This is a genomic window from Porphyrobacter sp. GA68 (assembly GCF_022605525.1).
Lineage (GTDB): Bacteria > Pseudomonadota > Alphaproteobacteria > Sphingomonadales > Sphingomonadaceae > Qipengyuania_B.
In genome coordinates this window covers 440,026-461,735 of the sequence record NZ_JAKQYJ010000002.1, presented here as the reverse complement: position 1 = coordinate 461,735, position 21,710 = coordinate 440,026, and the positions used below count along the sequence as shown (strand labels likewise).

Sequence of the window (21,710 nt, the reverse complement as noted above, 5' to 3'; positions counted from 1 at the left end):
ATGCGCGGGCATTGGTCATGCAGCCCTGCTGCCAACGCGGCCTGTGGCAACAGGCGCGAACCCCAGCGCGAGGTCCGCCAGCCTTAATCAGCGACGCCGCCGACGGTCCAGGTCTGCCCCTTGGCGAGCAGTTTGGCGAGGCTCGCCTCCTTGCCTTCGCTGGCGGCGGCGCGTTCGGCTACCACCGCACTCTCGAACGTAGGAGCCGGATCGTCGTAGAGGACGCCAAGCGGCATCGGATACGGCCCGAAGGGCAGCTCCACCAGCAGATGCGCCATCACACGGTTGCGCACGTCATGGACGCGCACGCCTGCCGCGCGCCAGTCGCCGTCGGGCACATCGACCACCCGGAAGGCCAGCGCTTCGGCATCGAAGGCAAGGCCTTTCACGCCGCCGCTCTTCTCGCTGCCGAACAGCATCGGTTCGCCGTCAGCCAGCCATAACTGCCGATCCTCGGCTCCCTTGGGAGCGGCGAAATCCTCGAACACGTCCTTGTTGTACACGACGCAGTTCTGGAAGATCTCCACGAAGGCCGCGCCCTGATGCTGATGCGCGGCGATCAGCACGTCGGGCAGGTTCTTCGACACGTCGAACCCGCGGGCCACGAACCGCGCCCCGGCCCCCAGTGCAAACGCGCAAGGCTTCGCCGGATGATCGACCGATCCGATCGGGGAAGATGGACTGCGGGTGCCTTCGCGGCTGGTGGGCGAATACTGCCCCTTGGTCAGACCATAGATTTCGTTGTTGAACAGCAGGATCTGCATGTTCACGTTGCGGCGCAAGACGTGCAGCATGTGGTTGCCGCCGATGGACAGACCATCGCCATCGCCCGTGACCAGCCAGACGTCGAGATCCGGGTTGGCCAGCTTCACCCCCGTCGCCACCGCCGGCGCACGGCCGTGGATGGTGTGGAAGCCGTAGCTTTCGATGTAATAGGGAAACCGGCTGGAACAGCCGATGCCGCTGATGAAGACGGTGTTCGCCGGATCGCTGCCGAGTTGCGGCAAGGTGCGCTGCACCGCTTTCAGGATCGCATAGTCCCCGCAACCGGGGCACCACCGGACCTCCTGATCGGTTTCCCAGTCCTTGAGGGTGGTGGTGACGGGGGTCATGTCGTTCATGGCATTCGAGCCTTCAGATGATGATGATGGCGAAGTTCGCCGCTCGCTTAGGTGGATAGATCGATGGCAGATCGGTCCGCATCGCTTCCGACACCTCTGCTTTAGTTGTCTCTGCCGTGATGTAATCGCAGATCGCGGGGCGTGTCACCATCGTCGTGCCCGGACTCGCTTGCCGGCAATTGTTGCGCATTCGGCGGCACCTCGCCTCCTTCATTGCCCGGCACCCCGTCGAAGAACCTGCCAATCGCTTCTTCAAGTTCGGCGATCTGGAACGGCTGGCCGCTGGTCTTGGTGAGGCTTTGCGCGTCGACCAGATACTGATCGCGCAGCAGCGTCTTGAACTGGCCGGTGTTCATTTCCGGTACCAGAACCGCGTCGAACCCGCGCAGCAGGTCGCCAAGGTTCGCCGGCAACGGCCAGATGTTGCGGACGTGGATGTGACTGACGTCCAGCCCCCTCGCCCGCGCGCGGCCGACCGCCTGGTGTATGGGACCATAGGTTGAACCCCAGCCGACCACGGCCAGCGCACCCGACGAACCGCCGCGGCAGACCTCCTGATCCGGCACGGCGATGTCCTCGATCTTGCGCTTGCGCGCGTCGGTCATCGCCTGATGGTTGGCGGGGGAATAGTCGATGTTGCCGGTCAGCTCGTGCTTCTCGATGCCGCCGATGCGGTGCATCAGGCCGGGCGTCCCGGGCTTGATCCACGGCCGCGCGCCTTTGGCGTCACGCTGGTACGGGTGCAGCGTTTCGCCCCCTTGCGCGTCCCTGCCGTTCTTCTCCTGCAGATGCCGCGCGGGAAACGGCGTAAACGTCGCGGGATCGGGCACGCGCCACGGTTCGGCGGCGTTGGCGATGTAGCCGTCGGTCAGCAGTATCACCGGCGTCATGTATTCGACCGCCATGCGGCACGCCTCGATTGCGCAGTCAAATGCGTCCGAGGGGGACCGGGCCGCGATCACCGGCAGCGGCGCGTCGCCGTTACGGCCATAGACCGCCTGATACAGGTCGGACTGCTCCGTCTTGGTCGGCAGGCCGGTGGAGGGGCCGCCGCGCTGCGAATTGACGATCACCAGCGGCAGTTCGGTCATGATCGCCAGTCCCATCGCTTCGGTCTTGAGCGCAATGCCCGGTCCGCTGGAGGACGTGACGCCCAGGGATCCGGCGTAGCTTGCCCCCAGCGCGGCACAGATGGCGGCAATCTCGTCCTCCGCCTGGAAGGTGGTGACGCCAAACTCCTTCAGCCGCGCGAGATGGTGCAGGATCGCGCTGGCCGGCGTGATGGGATACCCGCCGAAGAACATCGGCAGACCGGCCAGCTGCGCACCCGCCACCAGGCCCAGACTGACCGCTTCCGCGCCGGTGACGGTGCGGTACAGGCCCGGCTCCGCCTCCACCGGCGGCAGGTGCAGTTGTCGCAGCGGTCCAGCCAGTTCCGCCGTCTCGCCATAGGCATGGCCCGCGTCCAGCGCGGCGATGTTGGCAGCGGCGATGTCGGGCTTGCCGCGGAACTTCTGCCTCAGCCACTCCTGCAGCGGTTCGCGCGGGCGGTCGAACATCCACAGCGCCAGGCCAAGCGTCCACATGTTCTTGCAGCGCAGCGCATCCTTGTTGCCAAGGCCGAACGGCTTCACCGCCTCCACCGTCAGTGCTGAAATGTCGAACGCGAGCACCTGATATTTCGCCAGAGTGTCGTCGTCCAGCGGGTTGCCGTCGTACTTGGCCTTGTCGAGGTTTCGCCGGGTGAATTCACCCGTGTCGATGATGACCAGGCCGCCGGGCTTCAACGCTGGCAGGTTCACCTTCAGCGCCGCCGGGTTCATTGCCACCAGCACATCGGGCGCATCCCCGGCGGTGTTGATCTGCCGGCTGCCGAAGTTGATCTGGAAGGCGGAAACGCCGAACAGCGTGCCCTGCGGCGCGCGGATTTCTGCCGGGAAATCGGGAAATGTCGCCAGGTCATTTCCGGCCAGCGCGGTGGACAGCGTGAACTGCCCGCCGGTCAGCTGCATCCCGTCACCCGAGTCGCCGGCGAAGCGGACCACCACGGCGTCCGGCGCTGCCTGTGCGGTGGCCGCTGGTGCGGAACCGGTCTGCTGGAGGGGCGGTGGTGCGGCATGCGTTGCCATTGCGGTTCTTCCTTTGCCCGGCGCATGGCCGTGTCCCGCCCGTCACCTATGGCGCGGGACGTGCCGGGGCAATGAAGTTTTTCTCATACCCAGGCAATTGTCGAGTGGAATTGACGCGCCGAAATGCTTAGGCCGGCGGCACAACACCAAGGGGAGAAGCAGATGGCCGACACCGAACACTACGTGCGCGACGACGTACGCGGATTTCTGGCGATGCTGGAGCAGCTGGGGCGGCCCGGTGTCGAGGAACTGCCGGTTGCCGAAGGACGGCAAGGCATGGCCATGATGGGCCAGATCGCGGAAGCGGAGGCCAGAGAGTTGCCGGTGGTGCGCAACCTCACCTGCCCCGGTCCGGCGGGCGACATTCCGCTGCGGCTGTACGATCGGCGGGACAGCCGCGAGGCGGGGCCGGTGATCCTGTTTTTCCATGGCGGCGGCTTCGTCATCGGCGATCTCGACATCTACCACAGCCTGTGCACCGAAATCGCCTGGCAGATGGACCTGCCGCTGGTGTCGGTGGATTACCGCCTAGCACCCGAAGCGCCCTTTCCCGCGGCACCCGACGACTGCGAAGCGGTGGCGCGCTGGGTCGCCTCCAGCCCGGCGCAGCTTGAGCGGCCCTGCACCGGGCTGATCCCCATGGGTGACAGCGCCGGGGGCAATCTCACCATCGTCACCACCAACCAGCTTTGCGCTCGGCCCGCAGAGGTGCCGGTGCTGTTCCAGGTGCCGATCTACCCGGTAGCGGACGACGTGACCCAGCACCGCAGCTTTCACGACTTCGCCGAAGGCTTCCTTCTCACCCGCAAGGCGATGGCGTGGTTCACCCAGCAATACGCCGGCGATCCGCAGGACGAACGGCACACCCCGATGATTGCGGACTGCGCCAACACGCCGCCCACGGTGCTGTGCACGGCCGGGCTGGACCCGCTGCGCGATTCCGGGCGCAGCTATGCCGCGCACCTGATCCGGCAGGGGACCGATGTGGTGTATCTTGAGTTCGCGGGCACCATCCATGGGTTCGCCACCTTGCGCAAGGCGCTGCCCAGCGCGCAGAACGATCTGGACGCGCTGATTGCGGCCATGCAACTGATGGCCCAGCGGTACGGGGGATGACGGATATGGACAAGCTTGGCTACCGCCCGTGCGTCGGGGTGATGCTGTTCAACGCGCGAGGCCATGTGTTTGTTGGCCGGCGCATCGACAACAAGGAAGGCGACTGGTGGCAGATGCCGCAGGGCGGCATCGACCCGGGCGAAGACGCGCGGGACTGCGCCGTACGCGAGCTGGGCGAGGAAACCGGCGTACAGGCCCGCCATGTTGCAATCGTGGCGCAGGCTTCGGAAAAGATGCGCTACGACCTGCCGGACGAGTTGATGGGCAAGCTGTGGGGCGGACGATACCGCGGGCAGGAACAGACCTGGTTCGCGGCCCGTTTCAGCGGGTCGGATGCGGACATCGACCTTCAGTCTCACCAGCCGCCGGAATTCTGCGACTGGAAGTGGGTGGAACCGGACCAGCTGCCCCGGCTGATCGTGCCGTTCAAGCAGGCGATCTACGCCAGGCTGGTCGAGGAGTTCTCACCGCACCTCCAAGCTGCCGCCGACGGGCGGCCCTGAAGCTCAGTTCTGCGCCGGCTGCGCCGCTGTGTCTGCGGCGAGTACTGGAAGGGTCCGTCCCCGCTCGATAGCGGCGGCAAGGGTGGACACCTGCGCGCAGCCGCTGCCGCACAGCGACCGCAACTGGGCCAGATTGCCCCGCGCCTTTTCCAGCGCACCTTTTTCCGCGTAGGCCGACCCTTCGCCGGCGATGGCGTCGAGATTACCCGGATCGCGTAACAACGCCTGCCGGTAATAGCCGATCGCCTTGCCCTGCAACTGATCCGCCCGCGCCGCGGCCGCCAGGTCGAGCAGGACGGGCGTATAGGCCGGGTCGGCAGTCAGGGCCGCTTCGAACAAGTCAATGGCGGTCTGCGTCTCTCCCCGCTGAAGCGCGCTGCGCCCATCCGCGATCAGTGCCGCAGCCGCCGCGTTCACCTGCGGTTCGCTGCCCCACGACACGCTGCTGTTCAAGGCAAGGGCAAGCGACAGGGCGGCGAAAGCTGGGGCAAAGCGCATGAAAAGCTCCCGAAAAGATGTGCGTGAAGACCGGCTCGTGGCAACCATCATGGTTGTCTTACCATGCCTTGCCTAGACGGGCGATGAAAAACCCGTCCGTTTCGTCATGCGCGGGAGAAAGGCGGACACCCGGCCCTCTGGTCCGCCCGATCGGCAGGTCCAGCGCTTCGGCCACCAGATCTTCCCGGCTCGCCAAGGCGGCATCGATCTGCCCCGCTCCCTCCTCGTCGAGCAGCGAGCAGGTGACGTAGACGATTCGCCCGCCGGGCCGGATCAGTTCCGCCGCGACGGTGATCAGGCGCGCCTGCAACGCCACCAGCCGGTCGAGTGCCGGTGGTGTCAGGCGCCAGCGCAATTCGGGGCTGCGCCGCCATGTTCCGGTGCCGCTGCACGGCGCATCGACCAGCACCGCATCCGCCTTGCCGCGCCATTCGTCCAGCGCAGCCAATTCCTGCCCCGGATCAAGCAACACGGTGCGGAGGTTGGTAACTCCTGCCCGCTGCGCCCGCGGGCCTAGCTGGCTCAGCCGCCTGCGGTCGGTATCGCTCGCGACCAGTGCGCCCCGGTTGTTCATCATAGCCGCCAGTGCCAGCGTCTTGCCCCCCGCCCCGGCGCACAGGTCGATCACCGTTTCGCTTGGCTGCGGAGCCACCGCCTGGCACGCCCACTGGCTGCCGTGGTCCTGCACCTCTACCAGACCTTCGCGGTATTGGGCCCACTGTTCGATCTGCGTGCCTGAAGGAAAGCGCAGCGCGTCGGGCGCGACCAGCGGCTCGCCGGCTACCGGCAATGTCAGGGCCGCGCGATTTGCCTTCAGAGTGTTGACCCGAACATCCAGAGGCGCGCGCCCCAGCAGCGCCCGCGCCTCGTCGGCCGGAACTCCGGAACTCGCCAGCCGCGTGTCCAGCCAGGGCGGCGCGATACCGCCGGCTGCCACGGGCTCTCCGGCGGCAACCGGAGCCGGGCCGTGGAGCGAGCCATCGAACAGCTGCGCCAGATCAGGCTGCGCCTCAGCCAGCCGCAGCATGGCCGCACGCCCGCTCTGCGGCACGGGGCCGCAAGCCCGGATGGCGGCGTAAACAAGTTCCCGTACCGCGCGGCGGTCCTTCGATCCCGCATAACGGCGCTGCCGAAAGTAGTCGCCGATCAGCCGGTCGGCGGGCGGACCGTTGCCGCGGGCGGCGCCGATCACCTCGTCCAGCAGCGCGATGGCCGCCTGCACCCTGGCAGCCGGGGTCAAGGTGCAGGGTCCTCACCGCGACGGGTAATTGGGCGCCTCCCGCGTGATCGCCACGTCATGCACATGGCTTTCCGACAACCCGGCGTTGGTGATCCGCACGAACTGGGCGCGCTCACGCAGGTCGGCGATGGTGGCCGAACCGGTGTAACCCATGGCCGCCTTGATCCCGCCTACCAGTTGATGAACGACATCGGCCGCCGGTCCCTTGAACGGCACCTGCCCCTCGATCCCTTCCGGCACAAGTTTCATGGGCGACAGATCCTGCTGGAAATAACGATCCGCGCTGCCCCGCGCCATTGCGCCGACGCTGCCCATGCCGCGATAGCTCTTGTACCGGCGCCCCTGATACAGAAAGGTTTCTCCAGGTGCCTCGGCTGTGCCGGCCAGCATGGAACCGATCATCACGCTCGACGCGCCTGCTGCCAGCGCCTTGGCCGCATCGCCGCTGGTGCGCAGGCCGCCATCGCCGATCACGGGCACGCCGGCCCGCTCCGCTTCCTCGGCGCACTCCATGATCGCGGTGAGCTGCGGCACGCCGACGCCGGCGACCACCCGCGTGGTGCAGATGGAACCCGGGCCGATGCCGACCTTGACCGCGTCGGCTCCGGCTCCGATCAAGGCACGGGTCGCCTCTGCCGTGGCGACATTGCCGGCGACGACCTGTACGGAATTGGACAGCGCCTTCACCCGTTCCACCGCGCGCGCTACTTCGGCGTTGTGACCGTGGGCGGTGTCGATCACCACCACGTCCACCTCGGCGTCAAGCAACGCTTCGCTGCGGGCGAACCCCTTGTCGCCCACGGTGGTGGCCGCGGCGACCCGCAACCGGCCGGCCGCGTCCTTGGTCGCGTCGGGGTAGGTGACGGCCTTTTCCATGTCCTTGACCGTGATGAGACCGATGCAACGGTAATCGTCGTCCACCACCAGCAGCTTTTCGATCCGGCGCTGGTGCAGCAACCGCCGTGCCTCGTCCTGCGGCGTGCCCAGCGGAACCACTGCGAGGTTCTCGGTCGTCATCAACTCGCGCACGGGCTGTTCGGGATGTTCGGCAAAGCGGACGTCGCGATTGGTCAGGATGCCGGCCAGCCGCCCGCCCCGGTCGGTGACGGGTATGCCGCTGATCCGGTGCTGCGTCATCAACGCCTGCGCTTCGCCGAGGGTGGCGTCGGGGCTGATCGTGATCGGGTTCACCACCATGCCGCTTTCGAACCGCTTCACCGCGCGCACGGCGGCGCATTGTTCCTCGACATCCAGGTTGCGGTGCAGCACGCCGATGCCGCCAAGCTGTCCCATCGCAATCGCCATGTCGGCTTCGGTCACCGTATCCATCGCGGCCGAAAGGATGGGGATGTTCAGTTCGATGCCGCGCGTCAGCCTGGTCCGCGTGTCGGCCCCGCTGGGCAGTATGGCGCTTTCCCGGGGACGCAGCAGCACGTCGTCGAAAGTAAGGCCGAGTGGAATTTCGCTGGCAGGCACGGTGTCGCTCTTCATTTGCAAGGGGTGGAGACAGGATCGTGCGGTGGCCCTCTAACAACGTCGCGCAGAAACCGCTAGAGCAGGAGAGCGGGCGGGCGATGGAACTGCCGCCCGTGCGGGCGATTGTTTCCGCAAAACAGTTCACGGGGGATCAGGGAATGCGGCTCAATCCGTTCGACACGGGCAACATCAAAGTCGGGAGCACCGGCGGTCGGGCAGGTGCCGCAGGAGGCATCGGGTGCGGCACGATCGTCATCGCGGCACTGGGATACTTCCTGTTCGGGCTGGATCCGATGCAGACCGTAGGCGTGGTCGAAGGCGTGCAGCAGTCGCAGGGCGGCGCGGTCGTGGCCGCCAGCGAGGATGAACAGGCACTGTGCACCGCGAATCAGTACGCGACGGAGACCTGCAACGCCTTGCAGTCGCTGAACGCGACGTGGGAGCCGATCTTCGCACAGCAGGGCGTTCCCTTTGAACAGCCGACCCTGCGTTTCGCGACTGCGCAACGGTTCAACACGTCCTGCGGCGCGGCCTCCACGGGGCTGGGGCCGTTCTACTGCCCGGGCGACCAGACGATCTACATCGACACGGCGTTCTATGACGAACTGGCACGAATGGCGGGGCAGGAGGGCGATTTTGCCCGGTATTACGTGATCGCTCACGAATACGGGCATCACATCCAGACGATCACCGGCATCGCGGGACAAGTGCGCAGTGCCCAGCAGGCCAACCCGCGCGCGGCCAACCAGCTCAACGTGCTGATGGAGTTGCAGGCCGATTGCTATGCGGGCGTGTGGGCCGGCCGCAACCGCGAGCTCATCGAACCCGGAGACATCGAAGAAGGCTTGACGGCCGCAAGCGCCATCGGCGACGACACTTTGCAGCGCCGATCGACCGGCACGGTCAATCCGGAAAGCTTCACCCACGGCACCAGCGAACAGCGGATGCAGGCGCTGCGCCTCGGGCTGCGCGGGGACGACCGCGCCTGCGACCGGATCTTGCAGGTGAGCTGAGGATAATGACACCCGCCGGCGCGGGTGTCATTGTCATTCTAATAAACCCGCTTCTTCGGCTTGATGTATTCCACGTCGTCGGTCAGCGTGTATTCGTGCACGGGACGGTAATCGATCGACACCGCGCCCTTGCCCGCGCCGGTAGCGCCGCCGCCCCAGCCGTCGAACCAGGCCAGCGTGTGCTTCATCCAGTTGGCATCATCCCGTTCGGGATAGTCTTCGTGCGCGTGGGCGCCGCGGCTTTCCTTGCGGTTTTCCGCCGAAACCATGGTGACGTTGGCCTGCGCCATCAGGTTGTCGAGCTCCAGCGTCTCGATCAGGTCGGTGTTCCAGATCAGCGAGCGGTCCGACACTGCGATGTCCTGCATCCGGGTGTTCTGCTCGGCCAGCATGGCGACGCCTTCCGACAATGTCTGGCTGTCGCGGAACACGGCGGCGTGCTTCTGCATGACCTTCTGCATCGCCGCGCGGACCTGCGCCGTCGGCGAACCGCCTTTGGCATGACGGAAATGGTCGAGGCGGGTCAGCGCCAGGTCGGCGCTGTCGCGGGGCAGTTCGGCGTGGCTGCTGTTCGCCTTGATGATCTCGCGCAGGCGGAAACCGGTGGCGCGGCCGAACACGACCAGGTCGATCAGCGAGTTGGAACCAAGGCGGTTCGCACCGTGGACCGAAACGCAGGCCGCCTCACCCACGGCGAACAGGCCGGGAACGACCGCATCGGGATTGCCGTCCCGCAAGGTCACGACCTCTCCGTGATAATTGCAAGGGATGCCGCCCATGTTGTAATGAACCGTCGGCGTCACCGGCAAAGGTTGCCGGGTCAGGTCCACGTTGGCGAAAATCTTGCCCGATTCGGTGATGCCGGGCAGCCGTTCTGCCAGCACCTTGGGATCGATGTGATCCAGATGCAGGTGGATGTGGTCGCCTTCCGGGCCGACGCCGCGCCCTTCACGCATTTCCAGCGCCATCGACCGGCTGACCACGTCGCGGCTGGCCAGATCCTTGGCCGAAGGGGCATAGCGTTCCATGAACCGCTCCCCTTCGGAATTGGTCAGATAGCCGCCCTCGCCCCGCGCGCCTTCGGTGATGAGGACGCCCGCGCCGTAGATGCCGGTGGGGTGAAACTGAACGAACTCCATGTCCTGCAGCGGCAGACCGGCACGCAGCACCATGGCGTTGCCGTCACCGGTACAGGTGTGCGCGCTGGTGGCGGTGTAATAGGCCCGTCCGTACCCTCCGGTGGCCAGCACGACGGCGTGACTGCGGAACCGGTGAATGGTGCCGTCATCCATGCTGAGGGCGATGACGCCCCGGCATGCGCCGTTCTCCATGATGAGGTCGATGGCGAAATATTCCACGAAGAAATCCGCGTCGTATTTCAGGCTTTGCTGATACAGCGCGTGCAGCATGGCGTGACCGGTGCGGTCCGCGGCGGCACAGGTCCGCTGGACCGGCGGCCCTTCGCCCATGTTCTGCATGTGCCCGCCAAATGGGCGCTGGTACACCGTGCCGTTGGCGTTGCGGCTGAACGGTACGCCGGCATGCTCCAGCTCGTAAACGGCGGCCGGTGCCTCGCGCACCATGTATTCGATCGCGTCCTGATCGCCCAGCCAGTCCGAACCTTTGACGGTGTCGTACATGTGCCAGGACCAATGGTCAGGCGAATTGTTGCCCAGGCTGGCCGCAATGCCGCCCTGCGCCGCGACCGTGTGGCTGCGCGTCGGGAACACCTTGGTAATGCAGGCCGTGCGCAGCCCGCCTTCGGCCGCGCCCATGGTGGCGCGCAGGCCAGATCCGCCGGCGCCGACCACCACCACGTCATACGTATGGTCGGTGATGGGATAGGCTCCGCCCGGTCCGCCGGCAATGTTCGGAGCGGTCGTATCGGGGGTCTGCGGCGATGGATTGGCCATCAGGCGGCTCCTGCAAAGGCGAGGGTGGCGATGCTGAACAGGCCGAACACGATGCCGGCGACAGCTAGCAGGTTGACAATGGCAATCAGCGCGAACTTGTTGCCGGGGCGGTCGGCGTAATCCTCGATCACGACCTGCAGCCCGAGCCGTGCGTGCCAGAATGTGCTGACGACCAGCAGCGCGAGGGCGGTGGCTGCCAGCGGGCTGCCGATCCATCCGCTGACCGTGGCGTAGCTGTAGTTGGGCAGAAGGATGAAGCTGATCAGGAGGAAGTTCACCAAAACCAGATTGCCGATGGCGGTCAGGCGCTGCTGCACCCAATGATGCGGCCCTTCGCCCGCGGAACCAAGCCCGCGAACCTGCCCGATGGCGGTGCCCTTGCCGCCGTAACGTTCCAGCGTCGTGCGTCTGCCCATTTTATGTGCGTTCCTACAGGAGAAGAATTGCGGCCCAGAACAGGACCGTGAGAATAATACCCGAAGCGATCGAAGCCCACGAGGATTGCTTGTTCACCCGCAGCTCGTAACCCGCGCCAAGATCAAGCACGAAGTGCCTGATCCCGCTCGACATGTGGTTGAAGAACGCCCAGCTGAGGCCGACCAGAACGACCCAGCCGATCGGACTTGTAAAGACCGACAGGAAGGTTTCGTAAGCCTCCGGCCCGCTGGCAAGCGCCCCCAGCCACCAGAGCAGCGTGCCCAGCCCCACGACCGCCATCCCGTCGCCCGTGGCGCGGTGCAGGATCGAAACCGCCATGTGCGGTCCCCATTTCCAGATCGAGAGATGCGGTGAAAGCGGGCGGTCGGCCATTCAGGTTCTTTCCATCGGTTCGTCGCAGGCTCCTTAGCCCAGATGGCGCGTGAGGCAAGCAGGTCAAGGCTCGACAAGCCGCGACCGGTGCAGCATGACCCGCAGCATGACGAACATTCTGTTGACCGGGGCCAGCCGGGGGATTGGCGCGGCTGCCATGGCCATGCTGCTCGAACGCGGGGCCAATGTGATCGGCCAGTCCACTGCAGGCCACGGCGAGCGAATGCTGCGCGCCGACTTCGCGCAGGAAGATGCGGCCAGCGAACTGTGGGGCGCCGCCTTGGAGGCGCTGGACGGGCGTATTGATGTCCTCATCAACAACGCTGGCGTCTTCGCGGCAAATCCGCTGGTTCGGACGGACGAGGAATGGGCGACCGGCTGGGCCGACGGATTGCGCGTCAACCTGACATCGGCGGCCATCCTGTCCCGGCTGGCAGTGCGGCACTGGCGCGACCGAAAGGCCGGCGGGCGGCTGGTTCATGTCGCCAGCCGTGCGGGCCACCGCGGCGACTCGCCGGACCACTGGCACTATGCTGCGGCCAAGGCCGGGATGCTGGCGATGCACAAGACGATCGCCCGCGCCTATGGCGGCGATGGCATCGTCAGCTTCGCCATAGCGCCCGGCTTCGTGGACACCGCGATGGCCGGGGATTACCTCGCCTCGCGCGGAGGAGATGGCATCCTGCAGGACATCCCTCTTGGCCGGGTCGCCACCCCGGAAGAGATCGCCCGCGTCATCGCATTCTGCGCTCTTGACGCGCCCGCTTCCATGACCGGCGCAACACTGGATGCGAATGGAGCCAGCTATGTCCGGTGACAGCTGGAAGATCACCGCGATTGCGCCACGCCAGGATGTGGAAAGCGCGCTCGCCGCTCTGGGCGAGGACGAGCGCATGGTGCTCTCGGGGCGGGAAGTCGCCGAAGACAGCGCGGACTGGGTGCTGGAGGCGTGGCTGCCCAGCACGCCGGATGAAACCGATCTTGCCCGCTTTGCCGCGCTGCTACCCGCCAGACCCGACGCGTTCCGGGTGGAGCAGCTGGCAGAACAGGACTGGGTCACGCTCAGCCAGCAGGGACTGGACCCGGTGGAGACCGGCCGCTTCCGCGTCCGCACTCCCGATCATCCCGCCACCGATGACCCGGCCATTCACGAACTGATCATTCCCGCCGCGCAAGCCTTTGGCACGGGTCAGCACGCAACAACCAAAGGCTGCCTTGCGATGCTCGACCGCATGGAACACGGCGGAGTGCGCCCGCGCAGCATGATTGACGTGGGGACCGGGACCGGCCTGCTCGCCTTTGCTGCCCTCCGCCTGTGGCCGGACGCCATGATCGCCGCTTCCGACATCGATCCCGTGTGCGAGGAGGTGCTGCGCGAGAACGCCGCGCTGAACCGCATCCCTCTTGGGTCCGGCCCTGGCGAGATCCTTGCTGTCACCGCACCAGGCATGGACGATCCCGTGCTGACGGCACGCGGGCCGTATGACCTCCTCGTCGCCAATATCCTTGCCGGACCGCTTGTCGAGCTGGCCGACGATTTCGGGCACCACACTGCGCCGGGTGGCGACATCGTACTGTCGGGGCTGTTGACGTCACAACAGGACGTGGTGGCGAAAGCGTACGAACAGCGCGGCTTCCGCCTGATGGAGGCGGCCGCGATCGGCGACTGGGCAATTTTGCGGTTGCGCCAATGCGCAGGTCACGCTGGCTCCTGATTCAACGGGTGCTGCGCTGGGCAGGCGCTGCGCTGCTGGCGATGACGCTGGGGTATTTCCTGGCCGCATGGGTCGGATCGGCCATTCCCCGCAACGCCGACTGGCAACAGCCGGCCAACGGTGTCGAGATCATGGTGGAGACGAACGGCATCCACACCGGCATTGTCATGCCCATCACAAATGACGTGGTCGACTGGCGCACCGTCTTCCCATCCGCGGCGCAGCCGACGCCATCGGGCGAGCTGCCGACTCATATCGCAATCGGTTGGGGCGAGGAGGAGGTGTTCCTGAACGTGCCGACCTGGACCGACCTGCGCCCGCAGACGGCGCTGCGCATCCTCGCGATGGGTGGGCGGCCGATCATGCGGGTCGCGCATTACGTGCGCCCTGCGCCCAGCGAATGGCACCGGCCCGTGCGGCTGCGGCCGGATGAATACCGGCGGCTTGCTGCGGACATCCTGCGCCAGTTGCCGCCGGTCCCTCCCGGCCGCGAACGCCGCACCTATCCCAGTTTCGAGGCCGGTGCGTTAAATTACCGCAGCCTTGGGCACTATACCATCTTCAACACCTGCAACACGTGGGTCGCCAATCGCCTGGCCGCATCCGGTATGCGCATCGGACGGTGGGCGCCGTTGGCGGGCGGGGTCATGAAGTGGGTGGAGCCGCCGGAGCCGTCCGCCTAGCCCGCCTCAGCGACAATGCTGGCCCAGGCCGCCTCGTCAATTACCTCGATACCTAGTTCTGCCGCCTTTTTCAGCTTCGTGCCCGCGCCCGGACCGGCGACGATCAGGTCGGTTCGCGCGCTGACCGAACCGCTCGCCTTGGCGCCAAGGCGTTCTGCCTGCGCCTTGGCCTCCTCGCGGCTCATGGTCTCCAGCTTGCCGGTGAACACCACCGTCTTGCCGGATACGGCGCTGGCGCGGGTGGCGACTTCGAACGGCGGCGGCGACACTTCGCCCAGCAGATCGGTCCAGACCTCAACATTGTGCGGTTCGTGGAAGAAATCGCCCAGCGCCTCCACCACCGAAGGTCCGATCCCATCAATCGCGCGCAACTCTGCCTCGGCGGCGGCATCTCCGCCGTGCGCCTTTTCCGCCACCTCGCGCAGCGCCTCCAATGTGCGGCACTGGCGCAGCAGGTCGCGCGCGGTGACAGCGCCGACATGTCGGATGCCCAGCCCGAACAGAAGCCGCGCGGCGTCCGGCTGGCGGCGCGCCTCGATGGAGGCGAGCAGGTTGTCGACTGATCGTTCCTTCCATCCTTCCAGCGCAAGGAGGTCTTCGCGCCGCCGATGCAGGCGGAAGATGTCCGCCGGACTGTTCAGCCAGCCAAGCGCAAAGAACTGATCGATGGTCTTTTCCCCCAGCCCGTCGATGTCCAGCGCGCCGCGGCTGACAAAATGCTTCAGCCGCTCCGTGCGCTGCGCCTGACAGATGAGGCCGCCGGTGCAGCGCACATCGACCTCTCCGGCTTCGGCCACGGCTTCGCTGCCGCAAACAGGGCAGTGGTCGGGGAATGCAAACGGCGGCCGCTCCTGCGTCCTGGTGAGGTTTGCGACCACCTGCGGGATCACGTCGCCCGCGCGCTGGATCACCACCCGGTCGCCGGGTCGGACGCCCAGTCGGGCGATCTCGTCGCGGTTGTGCAGGGTCACGTTCGTGACCGTCACCCCGCCGACCAGCACCGGGGCAAGCCGGCCGACCGGCGTCAGCTTGCCGGTGCGGCCAACCTGGATCTCGATCGCCTCCAGCGTGGTTTCGGCCTGCTCCGCCGGGAACTTGCGCGCCAGCGCCCAGCGCGGTGCCTTGGCGACGAACCCCAGCCGCCGCTGCCAGTCGAGCCGGTCGACCTTGTAGACAACGCCGTCGATTTCATAGCCGAGGTCCGCCCGGCCATCGGCGATCCGCCGATAAGCGGCGAACATCTCATCCAACGTGTTGCACAGCACAAGGTCGCGCGAGATGCGAAACCCCCACTGTTCCAGCTGCGCCATGACCGCATGCTGAGTTTCGCCCGGTACATTCGAGGCCGCGCCCCAGCCGTGCGCCAGAAAGCGCAGCGACCGTTCGGCCGTGACCGCCGCATCCTTCTGCCTTAGCGAACCAGCCGCGGCATTGCGCGGGTTGGCGAACAGCTTGGCCCCGGCGGCCTGCTGCGCGGCGTTAAGGGCGGCGAAGGCTGCGCGCTCCATGTACACTTCGCCGCGCACTTCGAACACGTCCGGCGCGGCCCCGGCCAGGCGCTGCGGTACGTCCGCGATGTGGGCGACATTGGCTGTCACATCCTCGCCCACCTCGCCATCGCCGCGGGTTGCCGCGCGCACCAGCCGCCCTTGTTCGTAACGGAGGGAACACGACAGTCCATCAATCTTGTCCTCGGCCGTGAACGCGACCGGCGCCCCTTCGGTCAAAGACAGGAATCGCCGGACCCGACCTACGAAGTCAGTCACTTCGTCATCGGTGAAGGCATTGTCCAGGCTGAGCATGCGGACTTCGTGCCGCACCTTGGCGAGGGGTGAGGAGGAGACTTCGTGTCCAACCGCCGTTGCCGCGCCGGCGCCCGATGCAAGCTCTGGATAGGCCGCCTCAAGTTCCAGAACCCGCCGCACCAGCGCGTCGTACTGTGCGTCGCTGATTTCAGGCGCGTCCTCGGCATGATAAAGCCGGTTATGACGCGCGATCTCGGCAGACAGGCGAGCGTGTTCTTCGGTGGTTTCGGCCAAAGTGTTTGCCCGGTCGCCATAGCCCTGTGCGGATGAACTGCGCTGGTCGCCCGTGCGTGCCATGTACCCTCCGTGTTCAACGCGCTACTACCGCAGACAACCGGCTGCCGCCAGTAGTCGCCGATCCGCACCTGCCACCCTTCCGGCAAGAAAAAACGGCTGTCGGCGCTAGGCCGACAGCCGCTGCGGTCATTCACGACGCTGACAGAGGATGATCAGGCGTAGCGTACCCGCGCCTGCACTGCCTGCTTGCGGCGCATGGCTCCGCCAACCGCGGCAAACCCGAGGATCATCATCAACCAGGTGGCCGGTTCCGGCACGGCCGGTGTCTGGAACGTGCCAGTGCTGTAGAGCCGTGCGTTGGAGAGTCCTGCACGGTTGAAGCCGATGGTGTCGAGACCGCCCACCAGATTGCCAGCATCGAAAAGGTAGAACGCCGTTCCGCTGTAACCGATGCCTGTCGCCTGCCCGTTGGCGCCTCCGACATGGAAGCTGACCACCGTGTTGCCGTACAGCGGTGTGGCGAAATTGACGCTGTTCCCGCTGATAGAAGGAAGTGTCTCAGTGAAAGTCAGATTGGCAGCGGTAAACGTGCTCACACCCAGCAGCGCATTGAGCGCCGCTGCCTGAGCGGCCCGATCGGCTGGGCTGTTGCTGTTGAGATTGCCTTCATACCAGCCGCGGCAGGCGACGGCAGTCGGCGAAATGTCGCCGAGGCTACAGGTCGTGCTACCCAGTGTCACCGCCGCACTCGCGCCCGATGCTGTCATGGTGGCTGTGCCGACCAGAATTGAGTAAAACAGCTTCCGCATTTTGCACCTCCCGTGGTTTGCGACGAAGGGGCTGCGACTCGGCTTAGTCTGTTCTAAAACGGTACGCCCAATTAGCCCGGTGGATGGTCTTTTACCTAGCTAAACGCTTCTCCGCCAACGTAATCGAGCGGTTGTATCGCTGTGAGACACTTTCTCGCGCTCACATTCTTTCGCCTCAAAGTCTGGCGAGGAGCCGATCAGCTTGTCCGCGAGCTTCCGCTGTAATCTCGGCTCCGGACAGCATTCGCGCGATTTCCTCCTGTCGGCCCTGCGTGTCGAGCAGGTGCACAGAAGTGCGGGTTACGATGCCGCTGCTCGCCTTGTGGATGAGGTATTGATGATCGCCCTTCGCCGCGACCTGCGGGGAATGGGTCACTACCAGCATCTGTCCACCGGCAGCCAGCCGCGCCAGGCGTTCGCCGATGGCACTGGCCACCGCACCGCCCACTCCCCGGTCGATCTCGTCGAAAATGACGGTGGCCGCGCCGCCTTCTTCAGCCAGAGCAACCTTCAGCGCCAGGATGAAACGTGACAGTTCGCCGCCGCTCGCGATCTTCGTCAGGGGCGCGAAATCAGCACCGGGGTTGGTGGCGATCAAGAACTCCACGGCGTCCGCGCCTGCCGCGCTCCACCGTTCGGGCGGCAGCGCATCCACCCGTGTCCTGAACCTCGCCGCGTCCAGCTTGAGCGGAACCAGCTCCGCCGCGACTGCCGCATCCAACCGCCCGGCAGCCGCCAGCCGCTGTTCGTGCAGGCGCGCGGCTGCCGCTTCGAACTCTGCACGCGCTTCCCGCACCTCCGCTTCCAGGGCGTCCAGCTCCGCCTCGCCGCCTTCTATCATGTCAAGCGCGGCGCGGAACTCGCGCATTTTGGCGGGCAGCGCATCCACTTCGCAGCGGTGCTTGCGGGCAATGGCGCGCAGGTCGAACAATCGCGTCTCCGCCGCCTCCAGCGCCGCGGGGTCGAACAACAGCGCCTCGGCCGCTGCGCGCAGCTTGTCCTCCGCCTCCCCCGCCTCGATCACCGCCCGGTCGATCGCGGCCAGGGCATCGGCCAACAAGGGATGTTCTTGCGCTATCCGATCTAGCCGCCGCGCCGCGATCCGCAGCGCCGCCAGCGGCGAGTCCGAGCCATCCCACAGGCTTCGCAGCTCCTCCAGCTCATCGGCCAGCTTCTCGCCCTTCTGCATGGTCGCGCGGGCGTCCGCCAGCCGCGCCTCCTCGCCGGCGACCGGTTCAAGCGCGGTGAGTTCGGTCAGGTGCGCCAGCAGCAGGTCCTGTTCCTCCGCCGCGGACGCCACCCGCTCACGCACGCTGGCCAGGCTGGCCTCGGCCTCGCGCCAGCGGCGATACAGCCGTGCCATCTCCTGCGTGTCGGCACCGGCATAGCGGTCGAGCAGCTGCAGATGTCCGCGCGGGTTGACGAGGCCGCGATCATCATGTTGTCCGTGCAACTCGACCAGCAGCGGGGCGATCATGCGCAGCAGGGCCACGCCCACCGGCTGATCGTTGATGAATGCCTTGCTGCCGCCGTCGGCGCGCAGTTGCCGCCGGATCAGCAGCGGTTCACCTGGCTCCAGCTCGATCTGCGCTTCGTCCAGGGCATCGGCTACGCCTTTCGGCAGCCTCGCGAACTCGAAGGTTGCGGTGACGCTCGCCCGCTCCTCACCGCCGCGCACAAGCCCGCTGTCGGCCCGGTTGCCCAGAACGAGGCCCAACGCGTCGAGCAGGATGGACTTGCCCGCCCCTGTCTCTCCGGTAAGGACGCCCAACCCGTTGCTGAACTCCAGGTCCAGCGCCTCGATCAGGACGATGTTGCGGATGGATAGGCGGGTCAGCATTGCCGCACCCGTCCTAGCGCCTCAGCACGGCCGTGTCAGCGACCAAATCCTGTGCCCCGACAGGATCCCTCAGCGGACGGCTAGATTCGGCGAATGGTTCTGCACCAGGCGGTAGGCTTTGCTGTACCACTCACTCCCCGGATAGTTGGCGCCCAGCACGGCAGCGTATTTGACCGCTTCCTGCGGCAGCCCCAACGCCAGGCTGGTTTCGGTCAGCCGGTACAACGCTTCGGCGGCGTGGCTGGTGGTCTGATAGTCTTCGACCACGTTCTGAAAGCGGATGTTCGCCGCCAGCCAGCGGCCCGACCGCTGATACAGACGGCCGATCTCCATCTCCTTGCCCGCAAGGTGATCGGCGACCAGATCAAGTTTAAGCCGGGCGTCCGCCGCGTATTCCGTGTTGGGATACCGGCGCACCACTTCGGTCAGCGCTTCGCGTGCCTGCTGCGTGGTTTTCTGATCGCGCTGCACATCGCTGATCTGCTCGTAATAGGACAGCGCGATGAGGTAGAAGGCGTAAGGGGCGTCCTTGTTGCCGGGATGAATCGACAGGAACCGCTGTGCGCTCTGGATCGCCTTGTTGTAATCGGCCGCGGCATAGTAACTGAACGCGCTCATCAACTGTGCGCGCCGTGCCCACGGGCTGTAGGGGTGCTGCCGCTCAACCTCGTCGAACAGGGCGGCGGCCACTGTCGGGTTGCCCCGATCCAGCCGGGTCTTGGCCTCGGTGTAGAGGGTTTCCACGTCCCGCGCGACATAGGCGGTGTCCGCCGGCCGGTTGGTGCCGCCGCCGCAGGCGGTCAGCGCGAGGGCGGAGGCAAGGACGACAGCGGAGTTGCGCAGGGTTTTCATGCGCGCCCTATAAGCGCACCGCCGCTGAACGCCAAGTGAAGTTCACGCGGCCCGGCTGTTGCAGCGAGCCGAATATCTCCCACTGGAGCCGGTGGCCACTATCCCGCCGCAGAGCGCCCTATTCCTCGCCCATCCGCAGCGCCGCGATGAACGCCTCCTGCGGGATGCTGACGTTGCCGTATTCGCGCATCCGTGCCTTGCCCTTCTTCTGCTTTTCCAGCAGCTTCTTCTTGCGAGTTATGTCGCCGCCATAGCATTTGGCGGTCACGTCCTTGCGCAGGGCGGCGATGGTTTCGCGGGCGATCACCTTGCCGCCGATCGCGGCCTGGATCGGGATCTTGAACAGATGGCGGGGGATCAGATCCTTCAGCCGCTCGCACATGCCGCGCCCGCGTTCCTCCGCTACCGAGCGGTGAACGATCAGGGACAGGGCGTCGACCGGCTCGTTGTTGACGAGGATGTTCATCTTGACGAGGTCGCCTTCCCTGAGACCAATCTGCTCGTAATCGAATGAGGCATAACCGCGGCTGATCGATTTCAGCCTGTCGTAGAAGTCGAACACCACCTCGTTCAGCGGCAATTCGTACGTCACCTGCGCCCGCCCGCCGACATAGGTCAGCTGGGTCTGGATGCCGCGGCGATCCTGACACAGTTTGAGGATGGAACCCAGGTATTCGTCGGGGGTATAGATCGTCGCCTTGATCCACGGCTCCTCGATGGACTCGATCCGGCTGGGATCGGGGTAATCGGCCGGGTTGTGCAGTTCGATGGTCTTGGCGTCTTCGTTCTTCGTGTGGCCGAGACGGATGCGATACACGACCGAGGGCGCCGTGGTGATGAGGTCGAGGTCGTATTCACGGCTGAGGCGTTCCTGGATGATTTCCAGATGCAGCAGGCCGAGAAACCCGCAGCGAAAGCCGAAACCCAGCGCGGCGGACGATTCCATTTCATAGGAGAACGAGGCATCGTTGAGGCGCAGCTTGCCGATGCTTTCACGCAGTTTCTCGAAATCGGCCGCATCCACCGGGAACAGGCCGCAGAACACGACCGGCTGCACTTCCTTGTATCCGGGCAAAGCCTGCGCCGCGCCGTTCTTTACGGTGGTAATGGTGTCACCGACGCGGGCCTGCTCCACCTCCTTGATCTGTGCGGTGATGAAGCCGATTTCGCCCGGCCCGATCTCGGGCAGGTCGATGCGCTTAGGGGTGAAGGCGCCCACCCGGTCGACGAGATGCTCGGTGCCGCCCTGCATGAAGCGGATGTTCAGCCCCTTGCGGATCACCCCGTCGATGACGCGCACAAGGATGACGACGCCGAGATACGGATCGTACCAGCTGTCGACCAGCATGCCGCGCAGCGGCGCGTCGCGATCGCCCTTGGGCGGAGGGATGCGGGCGACCACCGCCTCCAGCACCTCGTCGATGCCGATGCCCGACTTGGCCGAGGTGAGGACCGCGTCGGACGCGTCGATGCCGATGATGTCCTCGATCTCGGCGCGGACCTTGTCCGGTTCCGCGGCAGGCAGGTCGATCTTGTTGATGACCGGCACGATTTCGTGATCATGCTCGATCGACTGATAGACATTCGCCAGTGTCTGCGCCTCGACCCCCTGCGCGGCGTCGACCACCAGCAGCGCGCCTTCACAAGCCGCAAGGCTGCGGCTGACCTCGTAGGCGAAGTCGACGTGGCCGGGCGTGTCCATGAGGTTGAGGGCGTAGGTCTGACCGTCACGCGCCGTGTAGTTCAGCCGCACCGTCTGGGCCTTGATCGTAATGCCCCGCTCGCGCTCGATATCCATGTTGTCGAGCACCTGTTCGCTCATTTCGCGATCGGTCAGCCCGCCGGTGGCCTGAATTAGGCGATCGGCCAGGGTGGACTTGCCGTGGTCGATGTGCGCGATGATTGAAAAATTGCGGATCAGGTGAAGGTCGGTCATCGCGCCGGGCCTTA

The 21,710-nt window shown here is 65.9% G+C and carries 19 protein-coding genes; 6 read left to right on the top strand and 13 right to left on the bottom strand.

Features of this window, described 5'->3' with window-relative positions; all coding sequences use genetic code 11:
* Window positions 1-83: 83 nt before the first annotated feature.
* Window positions 84-1,121 (bottom strand): 2-oxoacid:ferredoxin oxidoreductase subunit beta, encoded by a 1,038-nt coding sequence (locus LHJ54_RS10010; RefSeq protein WP_228243748.1) that lies wholly within the window; start codon window positions 1,119-1,121, stop codon window positions 84-86.
* A gap of 101 nt (window positions 1,122-1,222) precedes the next feature.
* Window positions 1,223-3,250, bottom strand: coding sequence for a 2-oxoacid:acceptor oxidoreductase subunit alpha (locus LHJ54_RS10005; protein ID WP_228243747.1), 2,028 nt, complete (start codon window positions 3,248-3,250; stop codon window positions 1,223-1,225).
* Window positions 3,251-3,412: 162 nt separating this feature from the next.
* Here LHJ54_RS10005 and LHJ54_RS10000 point away from each other — a divergent pair, with 162 nt between their 5' ends.
* Both LHJ54_RS10000 and LHJ54_RS09995 read left to right on the top strand, forming a co-directional pair.
* On the top strand, window positions 3,413-4,366 hold the full coding sequence (locus LHJ54_RS10000; protein ID WP_228243746.1) for an alpha/beta hydrolase: 954 nt from the start codon (window positions 3,413-3,415) through the stop codon (window positions 4,364-4,366).
* Complete coding sequence (locus tag LHJ54_RS09995) at window positions 4,363-4,869, top strand: RNA pyrophosphohydrolase (protein WP_228243745.1); 507 nt, start codon at window positions 4,363-4,365, stop codon at window positions 4,867-4,869. The genes LHJ54_RS10000 and LHJ54_RS09995 overlap by 4 nt, the downstream gene beginning before the upstream one ends.
* Window positions 4,870-4,872: 3 nt before the next feature.
* On the opposite strand, the gene LHJ54_RS09990 is transcribed toward LHJ54_RS09995, so the two are convergent.
* The 3 genes from LHJ54_RS09990 to guaB are packed head-to-tail and all read right to left on the bottom strand — an operon-like array spanning window position 4,873 to window position 8,098.
* Window positions 4,873-5,367: a hypothetical protein gene (locus tag LHJ54_RS09990; protein WP_228243744.1), complete on the bottom strand. Its 495-nt coding sequence runs from the start codon at window positions 5,365-5,367 to the stop codon at window positions 4,873-4,875.
* A gap of 58 nt (window positions 5,368-5,425) precedes the next feature.
* Window positions 5,426-6,607, bottom strand: a complete 1,182-nt coding sequence (locus LHJ54_RS09985) for an RsmB/NOP family class I SAM-dependent RNA methyltransferase (RefSeq protein ID WP_228243743.1) — start codon at window positions 6,605-6,607, stop codon at window positions 5,426-5,428.
* A 12-nt stretch (window positions 6,608-6,619) separates the two neighbouring features.
* Entirely contained in the window at window positions 6,620-8,098 is a 1,479-nt protein-coding gene (gene guaB, locus LHJ54_RS09980; RefSeq protein WP_228243742.1) for an IMP dehydrogenase, read from the bottom strand.
* Between the two features lie 143 nt (window positions 8,099-8,241).
* On the opposite strand from guaB, the gene LHJ54_RS09975 reads away from it, so the two are divergent.
* A complete protein-coding gene (locus LHJ54_RS09975; protein WP_228244350.1) occupies window positions 8,242-9,096 on the top strand; it encodes a neutral zinc metallopeptidase in 855 nt (284 codons plus the stop codon).
* Window positions 9,097-9,134: 38 nt separating this feature from the next.
* On the opposite strand, the gene sdhA is transcribed toward LHJ54_RS09975, so the two are convergent.
* Genes sdhA through sdhC form a run of 3 tightly spaced genes read right to left on the bottom strand, consistent with a single transcriptional unit; the run spans window position 9,135 to window position 11,819 of the window.
* Window positions 9,135-11,009 carry a succinate dehydrogenase flavoprotein subunit gene (gene sdhA, locus LHJ54_RS09970; RefSeq protein WP_228243741.1) on the bottom strand — a complete coding sequence of 625 codons (1,875 nt, stop codon included), beginning with the start codon at window positions 11,007-11,009 and terminating at the stop codon, window positions 9,135-9,137.
* Window positions 11,009-11,425 carry a succinate dehydrogenase, hydrophobic membrane anchor protein gene (gene sdhD / locus LHJ54_RS09965; protein WP_228243740.1) on the bottom strand — a complete coding sequence of 139 codons (417 nt, stop codon included), beginning with the start codon at window positions 11,423-11,425 and terminating at the stop codon, window positions 11,009-11,011. Before sdhD ends, sdhA begins: the two co-directional genes overlap by 1 nt.
* A gap of 13 nt (window positions 11,426-11,438) precedes the next feature.
* On the bottom strand, window positions 11,439-11,819 hold the full coding sequence (gene sdhC / locus LHJ54_RS09960) for a succinate dehydrogenase, cytochrome b556 subunit (protein WP_228243739.1): 381 nt from the start codon (window positions 11,817-11,819) through the stop codon (window positions 11,439-11,441).
* A 106-nt stretch (window positions 11,820-11,925) separates the two neighbouring features.
* Here sdhC and LHJ54_RS09955 point away from each other — a divergent pair, with 106 nt between their 5' ends.
* From LHJ54_RS09955 to LHJ54_RS09945, 3 genes are read left to right on the top strand one after another with little or no spacing between them, the layout of a single operon-like run.
* The gene (locus LHJ54_RS09955) at window positions 11,926-12,636 is read left to right on the top strand and encodes an SDR family NAD(P)-dependent oxidoreductase (protein WP_228243738.1); all 711 of its coding nucleotides are present in this window, start codon (window positions 11,926-11,928) and stop codon (window positions 12,634-12,636) included.
* Window positions 12,626-13,534, top strand: coding sequence for a 50S ribosomal protein L11 methyltransferase (locus LHJ54_RS09950; protein ID WP_228243737.1), 909 nt, complete (start codon window positions 12,626-12,628; stop codon window positions 13,532-13,534). The genes LHJ54_RS09955 and LHJ54_RS09950 overlap by 11 nt, the downstream gene beginning before the upstream one ends.
* Window positions 13,510-14,217 (top strand): DUF2459 domain-containing protein, encoded by a 708-nt coding sequence (locus LHJ54_RS09945; RefSeq protein WP_228243736.1) that lies wholly within the window; start codon window positions 13,510-13,512, stop codon window positions 14,215-14,217. The genes LHJ54_RS09950 and LHJ54_RS09945 overlap by 25 nt, the downstream gene beginning before the upstream one ends.
* Here LHJ54_RS09945 and ligA read toward each other — a convergent pair.
* The 5 genes from ligA to lepA form a co-directional block, all read right to left on the bottom strand.
* A complete protein-coding gene (gene ligA, locus LHJ54_RS09940; protein WP_228243735.1) occupies window positions 14,214-16,319 on the bottom strand; it encodes an NAD-dependent DNA ligase LigA in 2,106 nt (701 codons plus the stop codon). The two genes, LHJ54_RS09945 and ligA, sit on opposite strands and share 4 nt — an antisense overlap.
* A gap of 152 nt (window positions 16,320-16,471) precedes the next feature.
* Window positions 16,472-17,068, bottom strand: coding sequence for a PEPxxWA-CTERM sorting domain-containing protein (locus LHJ54_RS09935; protein ID WP_228243734.1), 597 nt, complete (start codon window positions 17,066-17,068; stop codon window positions 16,472-16,474).
* Between the two features lie 175 nt (window positions 17,069-17,243).
* Window positions 17,244-18,908, bottom strand: a complete 1,665-nt coding sequence (recN, locus tag LHJ54_RS09930; protein WP_228243733.1) for a DNA repair protein RecN — start codon at window positions 18,906-18,908, stop codon at window positions 17,244-17,246.
* Window positions 18,909-18,977: 69 nt separating this feature from the next.
* The gene (locus LHJ54_RS09925; protein WP_228243732.1) at window positions 18,978-19,760 is read right to left on the bottom strand and encodes an outer membrane protein assembly factor BamD; all 783 of its coding nucleotides are present in this window, start codon (window positions 19,758-19,760) and stop codon (window positions 18,978-18,980) included.
* Window positions 19,761-19,878: 118 nt separating this feature from the next.
* The gene (gene lepA / locus LHJ54_RS09920; RefSeq protein WP_228243731.1) at window positions 19,879-21,696 is read right to left on the bottom strand and encodes a translation elongation factor 4; all 1,818 of its coding nucleotides are present in this window, start codon (window positions 21,694-21,696) and stop codon (window positions 19,879-19,881) included.
* Between the last annotated feature and the right edge of the window lie 14 nt (window positions 21,697-21,710).

Coding starts and splice junctions, on each gene's coding strand:
- LHJ54_RS10010 (WP_228243748.1), bottom strand. CDS start 1,121: ATGAACGACATGACCCCCGTCACCACCACCCTCAAGGACTGGGAAACC.
- LHJ54_RS10005 (WP_228243747.1), bottom strand. CDS start 3,250: ATGGCAACGCATGCCGCACCACCGCCCCTCCAGCAGACCGGTTCCGCA.
- LHJ54_RS10000 (WP_228243746.1), top strand. CDS start 3,413: ATGGCCGACACCGAACACTACGTGCGCGACGACGTACGCGGATTTCTG.
- LHJ54_RS09995 (WP_228243745.1), top strand. CDS start 4,363: ATGACGGATATGGACAAGCTTGGCTACCGCCCGTGCGTCGGGGTGATG.
- LHJ54_RS09990 (WP_228243744.1), bottom strand. CDS start 5,367: ATGCGCTTTGCCCCAGCTTTCGCCGCCCTGTCGCTTGCCCTTGCCTTG.
- guaB (WP_228243742.1), bottom strand. CDS start 8,098: ATGAAGAGCGACACCGTGCCTGCCAGCGAAATTCCACTCGGCCTTACT.
- LHJ54_RS09975 (WP_228244350.1), top strand. CDS start 8,242: ATGCGGCTCAATCCGTTCGACACGGGCAACATCAAAGTCGGGAGCACC.
- sdhA (WP_228243741.1), bottom strand. CDS start 11,009: ATGGCCAATCCATCGCCGCAGACCCCCGATACGACCGCTCCGAACATT.
- sdhD (WP_228243740.1), bottom strand. CDS start 11,425: ATGGGCAGACGCACGACGCTGGAACGTTACGGCGGCAAGGGCACCGCC.
- sdhC (WP_228243739.1), bottom strand. CDS start 11,819: ATGGCCGACCGCCCGCTTTCACCGCATCTCTCGATCTGGAAATGGGGA.
- LHJ54_RS09955 (WP_228243738.1), top strand. CDS start 11,926: ATGACGAACATTCTGTTGACCGGGGCCAGCCGGGGGATTGGCGCGGCT.
- LHJ54_RS09950 (WP_228243737.1), top strand. CDS start 12,626: ATGTCCGGTGACAGCTGGAAGATCACCGCGATTGCGCCACGCCAGGAT.
- LHJ54_RS09945 (WP_228243736.1), top strand. CDS start 13,510: ATGCGCAGGTCACGCTGGCTCCTGATTCAACGGGTGCTGCGCTGGGCA.
- ligA (WP_228243735.1), bottom strand. CDS start 16,319: ATGGCACGCACGGGCGACCAGCGCAGTTCATCCGCACAGGGCTATGGC.
- LHJ54_RS09935 (WP_228243734.1), bottom strand. CDS start 17,068: ATGCGGAAGCTGTTTTACTCAATTCTGGTCGGCACAGCCACCATGACA.
- recN (WP_228243733.1), bottom strand. CDS start 18,908: ATGCTGACCCGCCTATCCATCCGCAACATCGTCCTGATCGAGGCGCTG.
- LHJ54_RS09925 (WP_228243732.1), bottom strand. CDS start 19,760: ATGAAAACCCTGCGCAACTCCGCTGTCGTCCTTGCCTCCGCCCTCGCG.
- lepA (WP_228243731.1), bottom strand. CDS start 21,696: ATGACCGACCTTCACCTGATCCGCAATTTTTCAATCATCGCGCACATC.